Source organism: Terrabacter sp. GCM10028922 (genome assembly GCF_042666095.1).
In the GTDB taxonomy this organism is placed as follows: domain Bacteria; phylum Actinomycetota; class Actinomycetes; order Actinomycetales; family Dermatophilaceae; genus Terrabacter.
Genome location: NZ_JBHTFG010000002.1, coordinates 328017 through 342209 on the forward strand (window position 1 = coordinate 328017; position 14193 = coordinate 342209).

Genomic DNA, 14193 nt, shown 5'->3' on the forward strand with positions numbered 1-14193 from the left:
GGCGACCGACGCCACGTCAGGCGGGGAGCCCCTGCCGCCAGCCGTGGCGCGGCTGGAAGCCGATGACGCTCTTGGCGCGGGCGTTGGACAGCAGGGTCTCGTGGCCCTCGAGCACCCCGCGCACCTCGACGTCCGGGAAGACCTCTGCCAGCAGCTCGGCGGAGGGCCGCTCCATGATCGTGTCGTCGCAGGCGATGATGACGTTGACCGATCCGGTGGTCTCGGCCTCGAGGGCGTTGCGACACGAGGCGGCCGCGTCACGCACGTCGATGTAGCCCCACAGGTTCCACATGCGGTCGCGGGGGTCTGCCTGGAAGGACGGGACCCGTCGGTAGTCCTCGTCGGTGAAGATGTTGGAGAACCGCAGCCCCACGAAGGGGATGCCGCTCCAGGCGCTGACGTGCTCCGCCATCGTCTCCGTCATCACCTTGGACAACGCGTACGTGGACTCCGGGTGCGGGAAGTGGTCCTCGTCGACCGGCGCGTAGCGCGGGGGAGTGTCCGGACCGAAGGCCAGGCCGAGCGTCGTCTCGCTCGAGGCCCAGACGACCTTGCGCAGGCCCAGGGACCTGGCGGTCAGGAAGACGTGCGCGTTCATCGTCGTGTTCGTGGTGAGCGTGAGCGCGGCGGGCCGAAGCCCGGGCGCCGGGATGTTGGCCAGGTGCACGACGGCGTCCGCACCTTCCAGGACGTCCAGGACCTGCCCGTGGTCGAGGAGGTCAGCCCTCAGGTATGCCGTGCCGAGCCGCTCGGGTTCCGGTGTCAGGTCCGTCGCGGTGACTCGGTAGCCGTGCTCGAGAAGCTCGGCCACGGCGGCCCGGCCGGCTTTGCCGGCGGCTCCGGTCACGACGATGTGCTCAGGTGTGGTCGTCATGTCCGCACCCTAACCGTCCCGCGTACGTGCGAAGGCGGCAGGCCGCCCGGCAGGCGGAGGCGGCATGCGAAGGGGCATGCGAAGGGGAAGACCGCGTGGGCCTTCCCCTTCATCCGATCCGGCCGTCACGGCCCGAGCGGCTCGCAGTGCGATCGTGTGGGAGAGAACATCGACTAGCACCTCCATCCGATCGGTTTGACGGTCTTTCGACCGTAGACCCGGCCGGGATCGGCGTAAAGAGCCTGCCCACCCGGAACGGACAAACTGTCCGGGGTGCGAGACGCGCGCCGGTCGCCTCGTCCGGCGAGGTTCTCAGCCCCACCCGAGCTCGTGCAGGTGGTCGTCGTCGATGCCGAAGTGGTGTGCGATCTCGTGCACGACGGTGATGGCGATCTCGTCGCGCAGCTGCTCGGGGGTGTCGCAGAGGCGCTCCAGGGGGCCCTGGAAGATCGTGATGCGATCCGGGAGGGCGCCGGCGTCCCACCACGAGTCGCGTTCGGTCAGGGGAGTGCCGTCGTAGACGCCGAGAAGCTCTGGGTCATCGGGAGGAGGTTCCTGCTCGACGAGGACGACGACGTTGTTCATCGCCTGGGCCAGCTCGGGCGGGATCGAGTCGAGGGCCTCGCCGACGGCGTCCTCGAACTCCGCGTCGGACAGGTGGTGCATGCGGTGAGTCTGTCACGACGGGCCGAACAGGCCTCACGCAGCAGACGAAGAGAGGGACCACCCGAACGGGAGGTCCCTCTCTTCGTCACTGCGTGCGCCGGTGAGCCGGCGCCGGTCTCTCAGTCGTGCTGCCGGTCCGCCTTGATCGTCTCGCGCTCCTGGCCGACACCCGCGGGCTCGATGGCCTCGTGCTCGACGGCAGGCTCGGCGTGGACCTCGTGCGCGTGGTGCGCTGCCTCGAGCTCCGTCGGCGTGGGCGGGGCGACCCGGTCACGGAAGTAGAAGTTCGAGACCTTCGCGCGGATCCGCTCCTTGCGTGCGACCGGGCTGTCGACACCGTTGGCGTCCTTGGCCGCCGTGAGCTGCAGCGGCTCGAGGGCCTCGTGCTGGACGAGCACCCAGCGCTCCTCCGGCGTGAGCGGCGCGTGGATCTCCTCGAAGCGACCGTCGGCGTACCGCCAGATCGTGCCGGTCTCGCGCCCGTGGAGCACCTTCTGGCGGTCCGCCCGCTGGAGGCTGAGGCAGATCCGCTTCGTGATCCAGAACGCGATGGGCGGCCCGATGAAGAAGAGCACGCGCAGCGCCTGCGTGATGTCGTTGATGGACAGGTGCAGCTTGATCGCCATGAGGTCGTTGCCTGCGGCGAAGAAGAGCACGACGTACATCGTGATGCCGGCGACACCGATCGCGGTGCGGGTCGGGTTGTTGCGCGGGCGGTCGAGCAGGTGGTGCTCGCGCTTGTCACCCGTGACCCAGGCCTCCACGAACGGGTAGGCGCCGATGATGCCCCACATGATGGGCAGCAGCAGGATCGAGCCCGGGAAGATGTTCATGCTCCACGTGAAGCCGAACGTCTCGAACTCGAGGAAGCCGGGCAGCAGGCGCAGGGCGCCGTCGGCGAAGCCCATGTACCAGTCGGGCTGGGAACCGGCGGTGATGGGCGACGGGTCGTAGGGCCCGTACGCCCAGATCGGGTTGATCGTGACGACCGCCGAGATGAGCGCGATGACGCCGAAGACGATGAAGAAGAAGCCGCCGGCCTTGGCGATGTACACCGGCATGAGCGGGTAGCCCACGACGTTGTTGTTCGTGCGGCCCGGGCCCGGGAACTGCGTGTGCTTGTGCAGGAACACGAGCAGGATGTGGGCCGTGAAGAGGCCTACGAGGATGGCGGGGATGAGCAGCACGTGCGCGGAGTACAGGCGCGGGATGATCGCCTCACCGGGGAACGCGCCACCGAAGATGAAGTACGACATGTACGACCCGATGACCGGGATCGACTGGACGAAGCCGTTCATGGCCCGGATGCCGGTGCCCGAGAGCAGGTCGTCGGGGAGCGAGTAGCCGGCGAAGCCCTCGATGCAGGCGAGCATCGACAGGATCGTGCCGAACACCCAGTTGATCTCACGCGGCTTGCGGAAGGCGCCGGTGAAGAACACGCGCGCCATGTGCACGAAGACCGCCACGATGAAGACCAGGGCGGCCCAGTGGTGGATCTGCCGGATGAGCAGGCCGCCGCGGATGTCGAACGAGATCCCCAGCGTCGAGCGGTAGGCGTCGGACATCGTCACACCCTGAAGGGGGACGTACGAGCCGTCGTAGACGACCGGGCTGGCGCTCGGGATGAACCAGAACGTCAGGAACGCACCGGTCAGCAGGCAGACGATCATCGAGTACATCGCGATCTCGCCGAGCATGAACGACCAGTGGTCGGGGAAGACCTTCTTGGCCAGGAAGGAGACGCCCTTCGCGGCACCGAGTCGGTCGTCCAGCCAGCCCGTGACACCACCGAGAGGCTTGCTGGCCGACGCGCGCTCGTCGGCCTGACGGTCGCCGGCGCGTAGGGCGTCGGCGGGGCGAGTTTGGTTGACGGTGCTCATCGCGCACGCTCCCAGAAGCTCGGTCCCACGGGCTCGGCAAAGCCCTCGGGGGCGACGAGGTATCCCGCGTCGTCGACGGTGATCTTGAGTTGCGGCAGCGGCCGCTTGGCCGGTCCGAAGATGACTGCGCAGTCCTCGGTGAGGTCGAAGGTCGACTGGTGGCACGGGCAGAGCAGGTGGTGGGTCTGCTGCTCGTACAGGCCGACGGCGCAGCCGACGTGGGTGCAGATCTTGGAGTAGGCGACGACGCCGTCGACGCCCCAGTCCTTGGCCTTCTGCACCTTGATCAGGTCGGGGTCGAGACGGATGAGGATGACCGCGGCCTTGGCCTTGGCCTCGAGGACGTGCTTGCCCTCGTCGAGGTACTTCTGGAGCGTCTCCGGCATGACGTGGAAGACGGAACCGGACGTGACCTCGTCGAAGCGGATCGGGGTCATCTCCGGGTCGCGCATGAGCCGGATCGGCTTGCCGCCGTTGTCCTTCGGGTCCCAGATGGTGTGCTTGAGCTCCTCGACCGTGACGGGCCCGAGCGAGCCGGCGACCTGGAGGCCGAGCGGAAGGGCGAAGAGGCCGAGCGCGCCGCCGAGGGAGTACTTGAGCAGCGGGCGACGGGTGAGGTGCGTCGAGTCGACCCCCTCGTTGACGACGGAGACGGCCTTGGCGCGCTGCTCGGCGGTGGAGGCCTGCAGGTGGCGCTCCTCGACGATCTCCTCGTCGGACATGAGCGTCTTGGCCCAGTGCACGGCACCGATGCCGATGAGGAAGATCGAGATCCCGAGCGACAGGCCGAGGACGATGTTCTGCGTCTTCGCGCGGCCGATGCCCGGGAAGAAGAACGTGGCCTCGTCGGAGATGGCGAAGTAGCTGACGACGAAGACGAGCGCGGCGAGCATCGACAGGCCGAACATCGTGGCGACCTGGCGCTCCGCGCGCTTGGCCGCTGCAGGGTCGTCGTCGGCGGCGCGGTGCACGTGCGGCGGAAGACCCGGGTTGTCGAACTGGTCGGCGTCCGTGATCAGCGACGCGGGCAGCAGGTCGTGGCCGTCGCCGGCTGCCGGGACGAGCGCGGTGCTCTTCCCGTGGTCCGTGGTCTCGTGGTCGTTCATCGGGTCGTGGTCCTGTCGTCGTTCGTGATCGGGACGATGCAGCGCGGGGTCATGCGGCCTTCTTGCCCAGCCAGACGGCGCATCCGATGAGGATGCCCAGGGCGAAGATCCAGGCGAACAGGCCCTCGGAGACGGGGCCGAGGTTGCCGAGGGTCAGGCCGCCGACGTTCGTCTCGTTCTCCTGCGCCTTGAGGTAGGAGATGACCTTCTGCTTCGCCTCGGGCGTCAGGTTGGTGTCGTTGAAGACGGGCATCGACTGCGGACCGGTGGCCATGGCCTCGTAGATGTGCTTCGGCGTCGTGCCCTCGAGGGCGGGGGCGTACTTGCCGCGGGTCAGCGCGCCACCGGCGCCGGCGAAGTTGTGGCACATCGCGCAGTTGACGCGGAAGATCTCGCCGCCCTCGGCGATCGCCTTGTTGTTCTCTTCGGTGCCGGGCTTGATGACGGTGGTGTACTCCTCGTCGGGCACCGACGGTCCCGGGCCGAGCGAGGCGACGAAGGCGGCCAGCGCGGCGATCTGCTCGTCGTCGAACTTCACCTTGTTCTGGGGGGCCTGCACGTTGGGCCCGGCGAGCGGCATACGGCCGGTGCCGACCTGGAAGTCGACCGACGCGGCACCGACGCCCACGAGGGACGGGCCGGACTTGGTGCCCTGCGCACCCAGGCCGTGACAGGTGGCGCAGTTGGCGACGAAGAGGTCCTTGCCCTCGGCGACGGCGTCGGCCGCAGCGGTCGGCGCGGAGGCGTTGGCGTCCTTGGGCGCCAGGAAGGAGTAGGCGCCACCGGTCACGAGAAGGCCGAGCAGCAGCAGCACCGCGATCGCGGCGGGGTGTCGGCGTCGGGCGGCCAAGGCGTTCACTGTGGGGTCCTGTCGTCCAAGGTGAGGGTGGTCGGGTGCGGCTGGGCGCTCATGCCGGGGTCAGCGCAGGATGTAGATGGTGGCGAAGAGGGCGATCCACACGACGTCGACGAAGTGCCAGTAGTACGACGTCACGACCGCGCCGGTGGCGTTGGCGTGCGTGTAGCGGCGGGTCGTGAACGTGCGGGCGATGATGAGCAGGAAGGCGATGAGGCCACCCGTGACGTGCAGGCCGTGGAAGCCGGTCGCCATGAAGAAGACGGAGCCGTAGGCGTCGGAGCTCAGCGTGACGTTCTCGTGGACGAGCTCGGCGTACTCCATGACCTGGCCGGCGATGAAGAAGGCGCCGAAGAAGTAGGTCAGCACGTACCACTCGCGCATACCCCAGCCCCTGAGGTCCAGGAGCTTGCCGGTGCGCGCCTTCTGCCCGCGCTCGGCCTTCCAGACGCCGAGCTGGCACCAGACGGAGGAGACGACGAGCACGAGGCAGTTGACGCTCGCGAACGGCAGGTTCAGCTTCTCGGTCTGCTCCGCCCACAGGTCGCCACGGACCGACCGGAGCTGGAAGTAGACGGCGAACAGACCCGCGAAGAACATCAGCTCGCTGGAGAGCCACACCATGGTGCCGACGGCAACCATGTTGGGGCGGGTCGCCGGCCCGTGGTGGGCGTGAGTCGCTACTGCGCTTGAAGGAACTGCCGATGCTGTCGCCACGTTGGACATTATTCCCACATTCCTGTCCGGCTGTGCGAGGGACCCCCCGCTACGGGGCGGTTTCTCGCGCGGGTGTAGAGGATTCGTGACCATTCCGACACGAACCCTGAACAGCCGTGCTCCGGGCCGTCCGGGACAACCTTCCCACGGCCGGCTCAAGACGCCGTCCCACCCCTCGTCCCGCAGGTCGGGAGGTCGGTGCGGCGAGGAGCATCCAGCCCGGTAGCATCGCCGGCATGACCGCCTCGAACGACAGCGCAGCCCAGGGCACGTCCACGGAGGTCGCGACGACCACCGCGTCGGCGAAGCCTGTGGCGCGGGTCAGCGTCCTGCTCTACAGCGACGACTACACGACGCGCGACGCCGTGCGTGCCGCGGTCGGGCGTCGTCCCGCCAAGGACGTCGAGGTGGTCCGCTGGCACGAGTGCGCGACGGCCGACGCCGTCATCAGCTCGGTCGAGTCCGAGCGCTTCGACATCCTCGTCCTCGACGGAGAGGCAGCCAAGGTGGGCGGGCTCGGCCTGGCCCGCCAGCTGAAGAACGAGATCTTCGAGTGCCCGCCGATCGTCGTGCTCACAGGCCGCCCGCAGGACAGCTGGCTCGCCGCGTGGTCGCAGGCCGACCTTGCCGTCCCGCACCCGCTCGACCCGATCGCGCTGACGTCGGCCATTGCCACGCTCGCGCGCTCGGGCGTGCCCACGGCCTGACGCATGGCGCCTGAGACGACGACCTGGCCGGCCCTGCTCAGCGACCTCATCGCGGGTCGTGACCTCGACCGCGCGACGGCCGAGTGGGCGATGGCGCAGATCATGTCCGGGGAGGCGACCCCGTCGCAGGTCGCCGGCTTCCTCATCGGCCTGCGGGCCAAGGGCGAGAGCATCGAGGAGATGCGTGGCCTCGCCGAGCAGATGCTCGCGCACGCCAACCGCATCGAGGTGCCGGGGCCGAGCCTCGACATCGTCGGCACGGGCGGCGACCGGGCGCACACCGTCAACATCTCGACGATGGCCTCGATGGTGGTGGCGGCGGCCGGGGTCAGACTCGTCAAGCACGGCAACCGGGCGGCCTCGTCCTCCTCGGGATCGGCCGACGTCCTCGAGGCCCTCGGGGTCGACCTGACGCTGACGCCCGAGCGGGTCGTCGAGGTCGCCAACGAGGCCGGCATCACGTTCTGCTTCGCGCAGACCTTCCACCCCTCGTTCCGGCACACCGCCGTGCCGCGGCGTGACCTCGGCATCGGCACCGCGTTCAACTTCCTGGGCCCGTTGACCAACCCAGCCCAGCCGACGTATGCCGCCGTCGGCTGCGCGGACGCCCGCATGGCCCCGCTGTTGGCTGGCGTCTTCGCCGATCGCGGCAAGGACGCCGCCGTCTTCCGCGGAGACGACGGCCTCGACGAGATCACGGTCTCGACGACGACCCACGTGTGGTGGGTGCGCGGCGGCACCGTGACCGAGCGGTCGGTGGACCCGACGCGCCTCGGCCTGGCGCTGCATCCCATCGAGGACCTGCGAGGCGGCGACGCGGCGCACAACGCCGGGGTCGTCCGCGACACGTTCGCGGGGGCCGCCGGTGCGGTCCGTGACGCGGTGCTGCTCAACGCCGGCATCGCGCTGGCCCTGACCCGGCCCGATTCGGGCTCGTCAGAGGTCGACTTCGACGGCGACCTGCGCGCCGGGATGGACCTCGCGGCCGAGGCCATCGACTCAGGCGCCGCGACGGCGCTCCTCGAGCGGTGGGTGGCCGCCACCCACCGCTGACCCTTCGCGGCCCCTCCGCCTTCTCGGTGTGTGCCGGACGCGTTCGGCCCGTCGAGGCGGCAGCTAGCGTGGGTGGATGCGCTTCGTCATCGACATCGACCTGGACGCCGTCACGGGGACCCCTGAGGACGAGGTGGCCCGGATCCTGCGCTACTGGGCCGGCGCCCTCAAGCAGATGGAGCTCGGCGCGGGCACGGAGGTCGAGCTCATGGACTCGACGTACACGCCGGTCGGGCACCTCCGGGTGACGGAGGCAGCAGCGGACTGAGGCCTACTCGCCCTCGAGTCCCAGACTGAACGCCGCCTCGAGGTCGTGCGACGAGTAGGTGCGAAACGCGATGTGCGTGGACGTGCCGACGATGCCCTCAACCTTGTTGAGCTGGTCGGCGATGACGTCGGCGAACTCCTCGTGCGCCTTGACCCGCACCATGGCGATGAGGTCGGCGTCGCCCGTCACGGAGTAGACCTCGGACACGGCAGGGATCTCGGCGATGGTCTCGGCGACCTCGGGGATCCGGTCGACCTCGCAGCTGATCATGACGATGGCGGTGATCACGAGGACACCCTAGCCGCACCGCTCGTGCCGCTAGCCAGCGCGGCGCAGGCCGTCGCGTCGTCCCCGCCCGGGCTCGCGTCGACCGTGGTTGGAGCCGGGCACGTCACGGTCGAAGCCCACGACGTCGTGCGCCGAGGCGACGGCCGGCTCCAGCTCGCTGCGCACCGACCCGGCACCACCGACGGGGCAGGTCCACGACCCGTCGAGCTCGACGATGCGCACCCCCGGGGCCTCGAGCCAACGCAGCAGGATCTCCGTCTCCTCGGTCAGGGCTGCTGGACGGTCGGGGGACGGCGGCGGCACGACCTCGGCGGTGGCCTGCATCGCGTGCACGTAAGGCATCGGGTCGGCGCCGCGCGGGCTGACCGCGGTGCCGGCCAGCCGCCCGTGTCGCACCGTGACGAGCTCCCACCCGCCGAGGTCGCTGCGGCGAGCGGCGACGATCTCGGGGGAGCGGGTGAGCGGCGCCAGTCGCTGGGCTCTGGCGGCACCGCGCACGAGCTGCAGGAAGCGGTCACGCACGCGTGCGGCGTCCTCGAAGCGCTCCTGCGACGCGAGCTCCTCGAGCCGGGTGCGGAGCAGCTCCGCGCTGGGCCGGGCGTTGCCCGTGAAGATCTCGCGGCACTCGGCGACGACGATGGCGTAGTCGCCCTCGGACTGCGCGCCGGTGCACGGCGCGCCGCACCGGCCCATGTCGGCCAGAGCGCACGCGGTTCCGCGGCCGGTGAGCCGGCCCGTGCACTGGCGCAGGGGGACGACCTCGTGGACCGCATCGATGGCGGACTGTGCCGTGGCCCGTGACCGGAACGGTCCGATGTAGTGCGCGCCGTCGTCGCGGACCTGCTTGACGATCGACAGCCGGGGAAAGCGCTCCTGGGTGAGCTTGACCCACATGGCCTTGCGGCCGTCCTTGGACCGACGGTTGAAGCGTGGCTTGTGCTCGTCGATGAGGCGCAGCTCTCGCACCTGCGCCTCGAGCGAGGTCTGGCAGACCACCGGGTGGACGGCGTGAGCGAGGCGCACCATCTCGGCCATCCGGCTCCGTTGCTCTGAGGCCGTGAAGTACGTGCGTACGCGAGTGCGGATGTCGCGGCTCGTGCCGACGTAGAGGACGCGGTCGTTGGCGTCCTTGAAGAGGTAGACGCCGGGCGCACTCGGCAGCGGGTCGGCGAGGAAGCGCTTGCGCCGCTGCGCCGGCGTGACCCGGGAGCTGTAGCTCGAGAGCTCCTCGAGCGTCTGCACACCGAGGTTGCCGACGCGCTCGATGAGCCCGTGGAGGACGTCCACGGTCGCGCGCGCGTCGTGCAGCGCGCGGTGGTCGGGCGTCGTGGGGGAGCCGAACACCTGCGCCAGCGAGGCGAGCCGGTGGTTGGGCGACTCGTCACGCACGACCAGCTGGCGGGCGAGCTGCAACGTGTCGAGGACGGGGAACCCCGGCCACGGAGCCCCGACTCGGGCCGCCGCCGCCTTGAGGAAGCCGATGTCGAAGCCGGCGTTGTGCGCGACGAGGACGCTGCCGGCGGCGAACTCGAGGAACGCCGGCAGCGCGGTCGCGATGCGCGGCGCGTCACCGACCATCGCGTCGGTGATGCCGGTCAGGACGGAGATGAACGCGGGGATGGGCTCGGCGGGGTTGACGAGGGTCTGGAACTCGCCGAGCACCACGCCTCCGCGCACCTTGACGGCCCCGATCTCGGTGATGCCGCACTGCGCAGGGGTGCCACCCGTCGTCTCGAGGTCCACGACGACGAACGTGACGCCGGCAAGGGGGGTGCCGAGGTCGTCGAACGTCGCCTGGATCGCTTGCATGGCCCTGACGGTATGCCGAGGCGCCGACATTGCCTCGGAGGCGCGGCGGTGGGACCCCTTCTGCCGCAAGGCCTCCGCGGACGTCGGCAGTCGTGGCGACCGTTGCAGCACGACGGTGGCGGGACGTCTGCGGGGTGGTCGGCGAAACCGCACCCGGCACGCAGTGGCGCGGGCAGTGTCAGTGGACGCACCTAGCGTCTTTCTCGACAGATCGCAACGAGAAGACGAAGGGTGGAACAGGATGATGCTCGTCGACTGCCAGACCTGCCCGGTGCGGGACGTCCACTGCGCAGACTGCATGGTGACCGCGCTGACGGCGATCCCGATGCGGCCGGGGCCGGGCGTGGGCGGTGCCGATGACGTGACGGCGCCCCTGGACCGCGCCGAACGGCGCGCCGTGTCGGCGTTCCTCGCTGCCGGCCTCGTCACGGCGGCCACCGCCAACGCGACCCGTGCCCAGCTCGACCCTGTCGAGCAGGCACCGCGGCACCGCGCCCGCCGAGCGGTCTGAGCCGTTCGCCGACCGTCCCCGCAGTTGCCGCATGGCACGATGACGCGGTGTTCAGCCCGAGCCGCCGACGTGCCCTCGCAGCCTCCACCGTTCTGGTGGCGCTCGTCGCGCTCCTGCCGAGCGCCTGCACGTCCACCACGGGCGGTCCTGTCGCGCCGTCAGGACCCGTCACCACCGCCGGCGGCACCGCCCCCGGCGCACCCGCCTCGAGCGACGTCCCACCAGAGGCGTGGGCGGCAGAGCGGGAGAAGGCTGTCACCGGCGTGCTCCGAGCCAGGGCAGACATGGTGGACCGGGGGGATCGCGCGGGATGGCTCGCCGCGCTCGCCGGGCCTGCCGGCTCCAATCTCCGCGCCGGGCAGTCCGCCGTCTTCGACCGCATGTCCGAGATGGGCGTCGGCGACGTGCGGCTCGTACGGGTGCGAGAGACGACGGCGCCGGTGCCCGCAGTGGCGGGCACCGAGGTCGAGTGGGACGTCCGGGCGAGCCTGACGTACAGACTCCGAGGATTCGACTCGAAGCCGAGATCATTCGACCTCGACCTCACCTTCAAGGCTGACCCGGCTGCTGCCGCACGGGTCGTGCTCACCGCCTCAGCACCGTCGGGACGTCCACAACCGTGGGATCTCCCTGGGCTCGTCGTGCGCCGTTCGGCGAAAGCCCTCGTCCTGGCCGTGGGCGCGCGCAGCCGGGTCGACGAGGTCGCGCGCCGCGCCCGCACGGCGAGCGCGAGGGTGGCCGCCGTGTGGGGCCGGGCCGAGCCGGCCGTGTGGATCGCACCCGCCACCGACGCCGACGCAGCGCGTCTGCTCGGCCGGGCGCCCTCCGACCTCGGTGGCGTGGCAGCTGCCACGGATGGACCCCTCACGCCGGGTGAACGGGCCGGTGCCGACCGCATCGTCCTCGCCCCCGGCGCGTGGACGGCGCTGCAACCGGCCGGTCGCGACGTCGTCATGACGCACGAGCTGACCCATGTCACCGTCAGGGCGGCGACGACTCGTGCCGTTCCGGTCTGGCTGTCCGAGGGCTTCGCCGAGCTCGTCGCCTATGCGCCGATCGACCTGCCCGAGTCGACGATCGTCGCCCCCGCGCTCGACCGGGTCCGAGCCGACGGGCTTCCGCGGGCTCTCCCGGCCGACGCGGATTTCGACCCGGGCACCCCAGCCCTGCCGGCCGCATACGGACTGTCCCTGCTGGCGCTGCGGACTCTCGCCGACGCGCACGGCACCCAGGCGGTCGTGCAGCTCTACCGCGCGGCCGCCGGCGGGCTCGACGTGTCGACCTCGCGGCTCGATGACCGCGAGGCAGCTGTCGACGAGGCCCTGCGCAGGCAGCTGGGCACCACCCGCGCCGAGCTCGTCGCCGACTGGCAGCAGCGCATTCGTTCACTGCTCCGCTGACGCGACACACACCAGGCGGCGGCCGGGCCCGTCGGGCGCGAGCCCAGGCGCCCGGTCGACTCAGGAGTAGAGCTTCTCGACCTCGTCGCCGAAGTCCTTCATGACGACGTTCCGCTTGAGCTTGAGGGACGGCGTCAGGTAGCCGTTGGCCTCGGTGAAGTCACCCGGCAGCACCGTGAACTTGCGGATCGACTCGGCCTTGGAGACGGCTTCGTTGGCGCGGTCGACCGCGTCCTGGAGCGCCTCGAGCACTTTGGGGTGCGTGCGTGCCTGCTCGAGCGTCACGTCCTCGACGCCGTGCGACCTGGCCCAGAGCGGCCACATCTCCTCGTCGAGGGTGATCAGGGCGCCGATGAAAGGCTTCTGGTCGCCGACGACGATGCACTGGGACACCAGCGGGTGGGCGCGGAGGCGGTCCTCCAGCACCGCGGGGGCGACGTTCTTGCCGCCCGCCGTCACGAGGATCTCCTTCTTGCGCCCGGTGATCCGCAGGTAGCCGTCGTCGTCCATCTCGCCGAGGTCGCCCGTGTGGAACCAGCCGTCGACGAGCGCGTCCCGGGTCGCCTCGCGGTTGCCGTGGTAGCTGCCGAAGACGCCGACACCCTTGAGCAGGATCTCGCCGTCGTCGGCGATCCGGATGCCACACCCCGGCAGCGGGTAGCCGACCGTGCCGATCTTGACCTTGTCGGGAGTGTTGACCGCGATGGGCGCCGTCGTCTCGGTCAGGCCGTAGCCCTCGAGGATCAGCACGCCGATGCCACGGTAGAAGTGGCCGAGACGGGTGCCGAGCGGCGCACCGCCCGACACGGCATACCGGACGTGGCCGCCCATGGCGGCACGGAGCTTGGAGTAGACGAGCCGGTCGAAGACGGTGTGCTGGACCTTGAGGCCGAGGCTCGGGCCGCCCGCGTCGAGCGCCTCGCTGTAGGCGATGGCGACAGTCGCGGCACGCAGGAAGATCTTGCCCTTGCCCTCGGCGGACGCCTTGGCCTCGGCCGAGTTGTAGATCTTCTCGAACACGCGCGGCACCGCGAGCACGAAGGTGGGCTGGAACCCGGCGAAGTCGTCGAGCAGCGTCTTGATGTCGGCGGAGTGGCCCATCCGCGCCTTGCCCGCGACGCACAGGACCTCGATGAAGCGCGCGAAGACGTGGGCGAGGGGGAGGAAGAGGAGCGTCGACGCGTTGTCGGAGAGGACCACCTGGCCCAGCTTCTCGATGGCGTTCTCGGCGAGGTCGAGGAAGTTGCCGTGCGTCAGCTCGCACCCCTTGGGGCGCCCTGTCGTGCCCGAGGTGTAGATGATGGTGGCGAGCGAGCCACGGTCGATGCCGGCGCGCCGTGCGTCGAGGTCGGCGTCGGCGACCTCCCGGCCCTGGTCACGGAGCGCGTCGAGCCCGCCCGCGTCGATGGTGATGACCTCGCGCAGCGACGGGAGGTCACCGCGGACCTGCTCGACGACGGCGCGGTGGGTGTCGGTCTCGACGACGGCGAACTGCGCGTCGGAGTCGGAGAGGATCCACTGGACCTGCTCGGCCGACGACGTCTCGTAGATCGGGACGACGACCGCCCCGACGCTCCACGCCGCGAAGTCGACGAGCGTCCACTCGTAGCGCGTACGCGACATCAGCGCGACCCTGTCGCCGGCCTCGACGCCGGTGGCGATGAGGCCCTTGGCCACGGCCGCGACGTCGCCCGCGAACTGCGACCACGTGACGTGGGTCCAGCCCCCCGAGGGTGTCTTGCGCGAGAACGCGGTCTCGCCCGGGGCCTCGACGGCATTGCGCACGGGGAGGCTGGCAAGGCTGCCCTCCGTCGTGGTGGGGGCAAGTGGTGCGACGACGTTGTCCTTCACTGTCACTCCTGATGGCGGGGCCGGAACTGTGCTGCACCTTACCGAGCGGTAACCGGTGAGGACCACGTCGCCATGGTCACACGGGATCCCCGGTCATGCGGCGGCCGCCCACGCTGAGTCGGGAGGTCCCGCCGCGTCCACATCTTCGCACGCGTCCGACGCGCCGTGAGAGGCGTGGTACATCACCCGACCCGCCGTGGGCGACGC

At 70.3% G+C, this 14193-nt stretch carries 14 protein-coding genes; 5 read left to right on the forward strand and 9 right to left on the reverse strand.

Features of this window, described 5'->3' with window-relative positions; genetic code table 11:
- Positions 1-16: 16 nt before the first annotated feature.
- From ACFQU3_RS02955 to ACFQU3_RS02980, 6 genes are all read right to left on the reverse strand, one after another.
- Positions 17-874: an NAD-dependent epimerase/dehydratase family protein gene (locus tag ACFQU3_RS02955; RefSeq protein WP_385906221.1), complete on the reverse strand. Its 858-nt coding sequence runs from the start codon at positions 872-874 to the stop codon at positions 17-19.
- A gap of 312 nt (positions 875-1186) precedes the next feature.
- The gene (locus ACFQU3_RS02960) at positions 1187-1540 is read right to left on the reverse strand and encodes a metallopeptidase family protein (protein ID WP_385906224.1); all 354 of its coding nucleotides are present in this window, start codon (positions 1538-1540) and stop codon (positions 1187-1189) included.
- 119 nt (positions 1541-1659) lie between these two features.
- A complete protein-coding gene (locus ACFQU3_RS02965; protein WP_385906226.1) occupies positions 1660-3420 on the reverse strand; it encodes a cytochrome bc complex cytochrome b subunit in 1761 nt (586 codons plus the stop codon).
- A complete protein-coding gene (locus ACFQU3_RS02970) occupies positions 3417-4526 on the reverse strand; it encodes a Rieske 2Fe-2S domain-containing protein (protein WP_385906229.1) in 1110 nt (369 codons plus the stop codon). The genes ACFQU3_RS02965 and ACFQU3_RS02970 overlap by 4 nt, the downstream gene beginning before the upstream one ends.
- Before the next feature lie 49 nt (positions 4527-4575).
- Positions 4576-5385 (reverse strand): c-type cytochrome, encoded by an 810-nt coding sequence (locus tag ACFQU3_RS02975; RefSeq protein ID WP_385906232.1) that lies wholly within the window; start codon positions 5383-5385, stop codon positions 4576-4578.
- A 60-nt stretch (positions 5386-5445) separates the two neighbouring features.
- A complete protein-coding gene (locus ACFQU3_RS02980) occupies positions 5446-6108 on the reverse strand; it encodes a heme-copper oxidase subunit III (RefSeq protein WP_385906235.1) in 663 nt (220 codons plus the stop codon).
- A 227-nt stretch (positions 6109-6335) separates the two neighbouring features.
- Here ACFQU3_RS02980 and ACFQU3_RS02985 point away from each other — a divergent pair, with 227 nt between their 5' ends.
- The 3 genes from ACFQU3_RS02985 (at position 6336) to ACFQU3_RS02995 (ending at position 8127) form a co-directional block, all read left to right on the forward strand.
- Positions 6336-6806: a response regulator gene (locus ACFQU3_RS02985; RefSeq protein WP_385906238.1), complete on the forward strand. Its 471-nt coding sequence runs from the start codon at positions 6336-6338 to the stop codon at positions 6804-6806.
- Positions 6807-6809: 3 nt separating this feature from the next.
- Complete coding sequence (trpD, locus tag ACFQU3_RS02990; protein WP_385906241.1) at positions 6810-7859, forward strand: anthranilate phosphoribosyltransferase; 1050 nt, start codon at positions 6810-6812, stop codon at positions 7857-7859.
- A 76-nt stretch (positions 7860-7935) separates the two neighbouring features.
- Positions 7936-8127, forward strand: a complete 192-nt coding sequence (locus ACFQU3_RS02995; RefSeq protein WP_385906243.1) for a hypothetical protein — start codon at positions 7936-7938, stop codon at positions 8125-8127.
- A 3-nt stretch (positions 8128-8130) separates the two neighbouring features.
- Here the strand turns inward: ACFQU3_RS02995 and ACFQU3_RS03000 are convergent, their stop codons facing one another.
- Together ACFQU3_RS03000 and ACFQU3_RS03005 are read right to left on the reverse strand one after the other, a co-directional pair.
- The gene (locus tag ACFQU3_RS03000) at positions 8131-8415 is read right to left on the reverse strand and encodes an Lrp/AsnC family transcriptional regulator (RefSeq protein WP_385906246.1); all 285 of its coding nucleotides are present in this window, start codon (positions 8413-8415) and stop codon (positions 8131-8133) included.
- Positions 8416-8445: 30 nt separating this feature from the next.
- Positions 8446-10254: a DEDD exonuclease domain-containing protein gene (locus tag ACFQU3_RS03005; protein ID WP_385906249.1), complete on the reverse strand. Its 1809-nt coding sequence runs from the start codon at positions 10252-10254 to the stop codon at positions 8446-8448.
- Positions 10255-10465: 211 nt separating this feature from the next.
- On the opposite strand from ACFQU3_RS03005, the gene ACFQU3_RS03010 reads away from it, so the two are divergent.
- Both ACFQU3_RS03010 and ACFQU3_RS03015 read left to right on the forward strand, forming a co-directional pair.
- Positions 10466-10735, forward strand: coding sequence for a hypothetical protein (locus tag ACFQU3_RS03010; RefSeq protein WP_385906252.1), 270 nt, complete (start codon positions 10466-10468; stop codon positions 10733-10735).
- 47 nt (positions 10736-10782) lie between these two features.
- The gene (locus ACFQU3_RS03015) at positions 10783-12135 is read left to right on the forward strand and encodes a hypothetical protein (protein WP_385906255.1); all 1353 of its coding nucleotides are present in this window, start codon (positions 10783-10785) and stop codon (positions 12133-12135) included.
- Between the two features lie 60 nt (positions 12136-12195).
- Here the strand turns inward: ACFQU3_RS03015 and ACFQU3_RS03020 are convergent, their stop codons facing one another.
- Positions 12196-13986, reverse strand: a complete 1791-nt coding sequence (locus ACFQU3_RS03020; RefSeq protein WP_385906258.1) for an AMP-dependent synthetase/ligase — start codon at positions 13984-13986, stop codon at positions 12196-12198.
- Positions 13987-14193: the final 207 nt, after the last annotated feature.

Bases quoted from the DNA above. Each gene is read 5' to 3' on its own strand.
- ACFQU3_RS02955 (WP_385906221.1), bottom strand. From the start codon at position 874: ATGACGACCACACCTGAGCACATCGTCGTGACCGGAGCCGCCGGCAAA.
- ACFQU3_RS02960 (WP_385906224.1), bottom strand. From the start codon at position 1,540: ATGCACCACCTGTCCGACGCGGAGTTCGAGGACGCCGTCGGCGAGGCC.
- ACFQU3_RS02965 (WP_385906226.1), bottom strand. From the start codon at position 3,420: ATGAGCACCGTCAACCAAACTCGCCCCGCCGACGCCCTACGCGCCGGC.
- ACFQU3_RS02970 (WP_385906229.1), bottom strand. From the start codon at position 4,526: ATGAACGACCACGAGACCACGGACCACGGGAAGAGCACCGCGCTCGTC.
- ACFQU3_RS02980 (WP_385906235.1), bottom strand. From the start codon at position 6,108: ATGTCCAACGTGGCGACAGCATCGGCAGTTCCTTCAAGCGCAGTAGCG.
- ACFQU3_RS02985 (WP_385906238.1), top strand. From the start codon at position 6,336: ATGACCGCCTCGAACGACAGCGCAGCCCAGGGCACGTCCACGGAGGTC.
- trpD (WP_385906241.1), top strand. From the start codon at position 6,810: ATGGCGCCTGAGACGACGACCTGGCCGGCCCTGCTCAGCGACCTCATC.
- ACFQU3_RS02995 (WP_385906243.1), top strand. From the start codon at position 7,936: ATGCGCTTCGTCATCGACATCGACCTGGACGCCGTCACGGGGACCCCT.
- ACFQU3_RS03005 (WP_385906249.1), bottom strand. From the start codon at position 10,254: ATGTCGGCGCCTCGGCATACCGTCAGGGCCATGCAAGCGATCCAGGCG.
- ACFQU3_RS03010 (WP_385906252.1), top strand. From the start codon at position 10,466: ATGATGCTCGTCGACTGCCAGACCTGCCCGGTGCGGGACGTCCACTGC.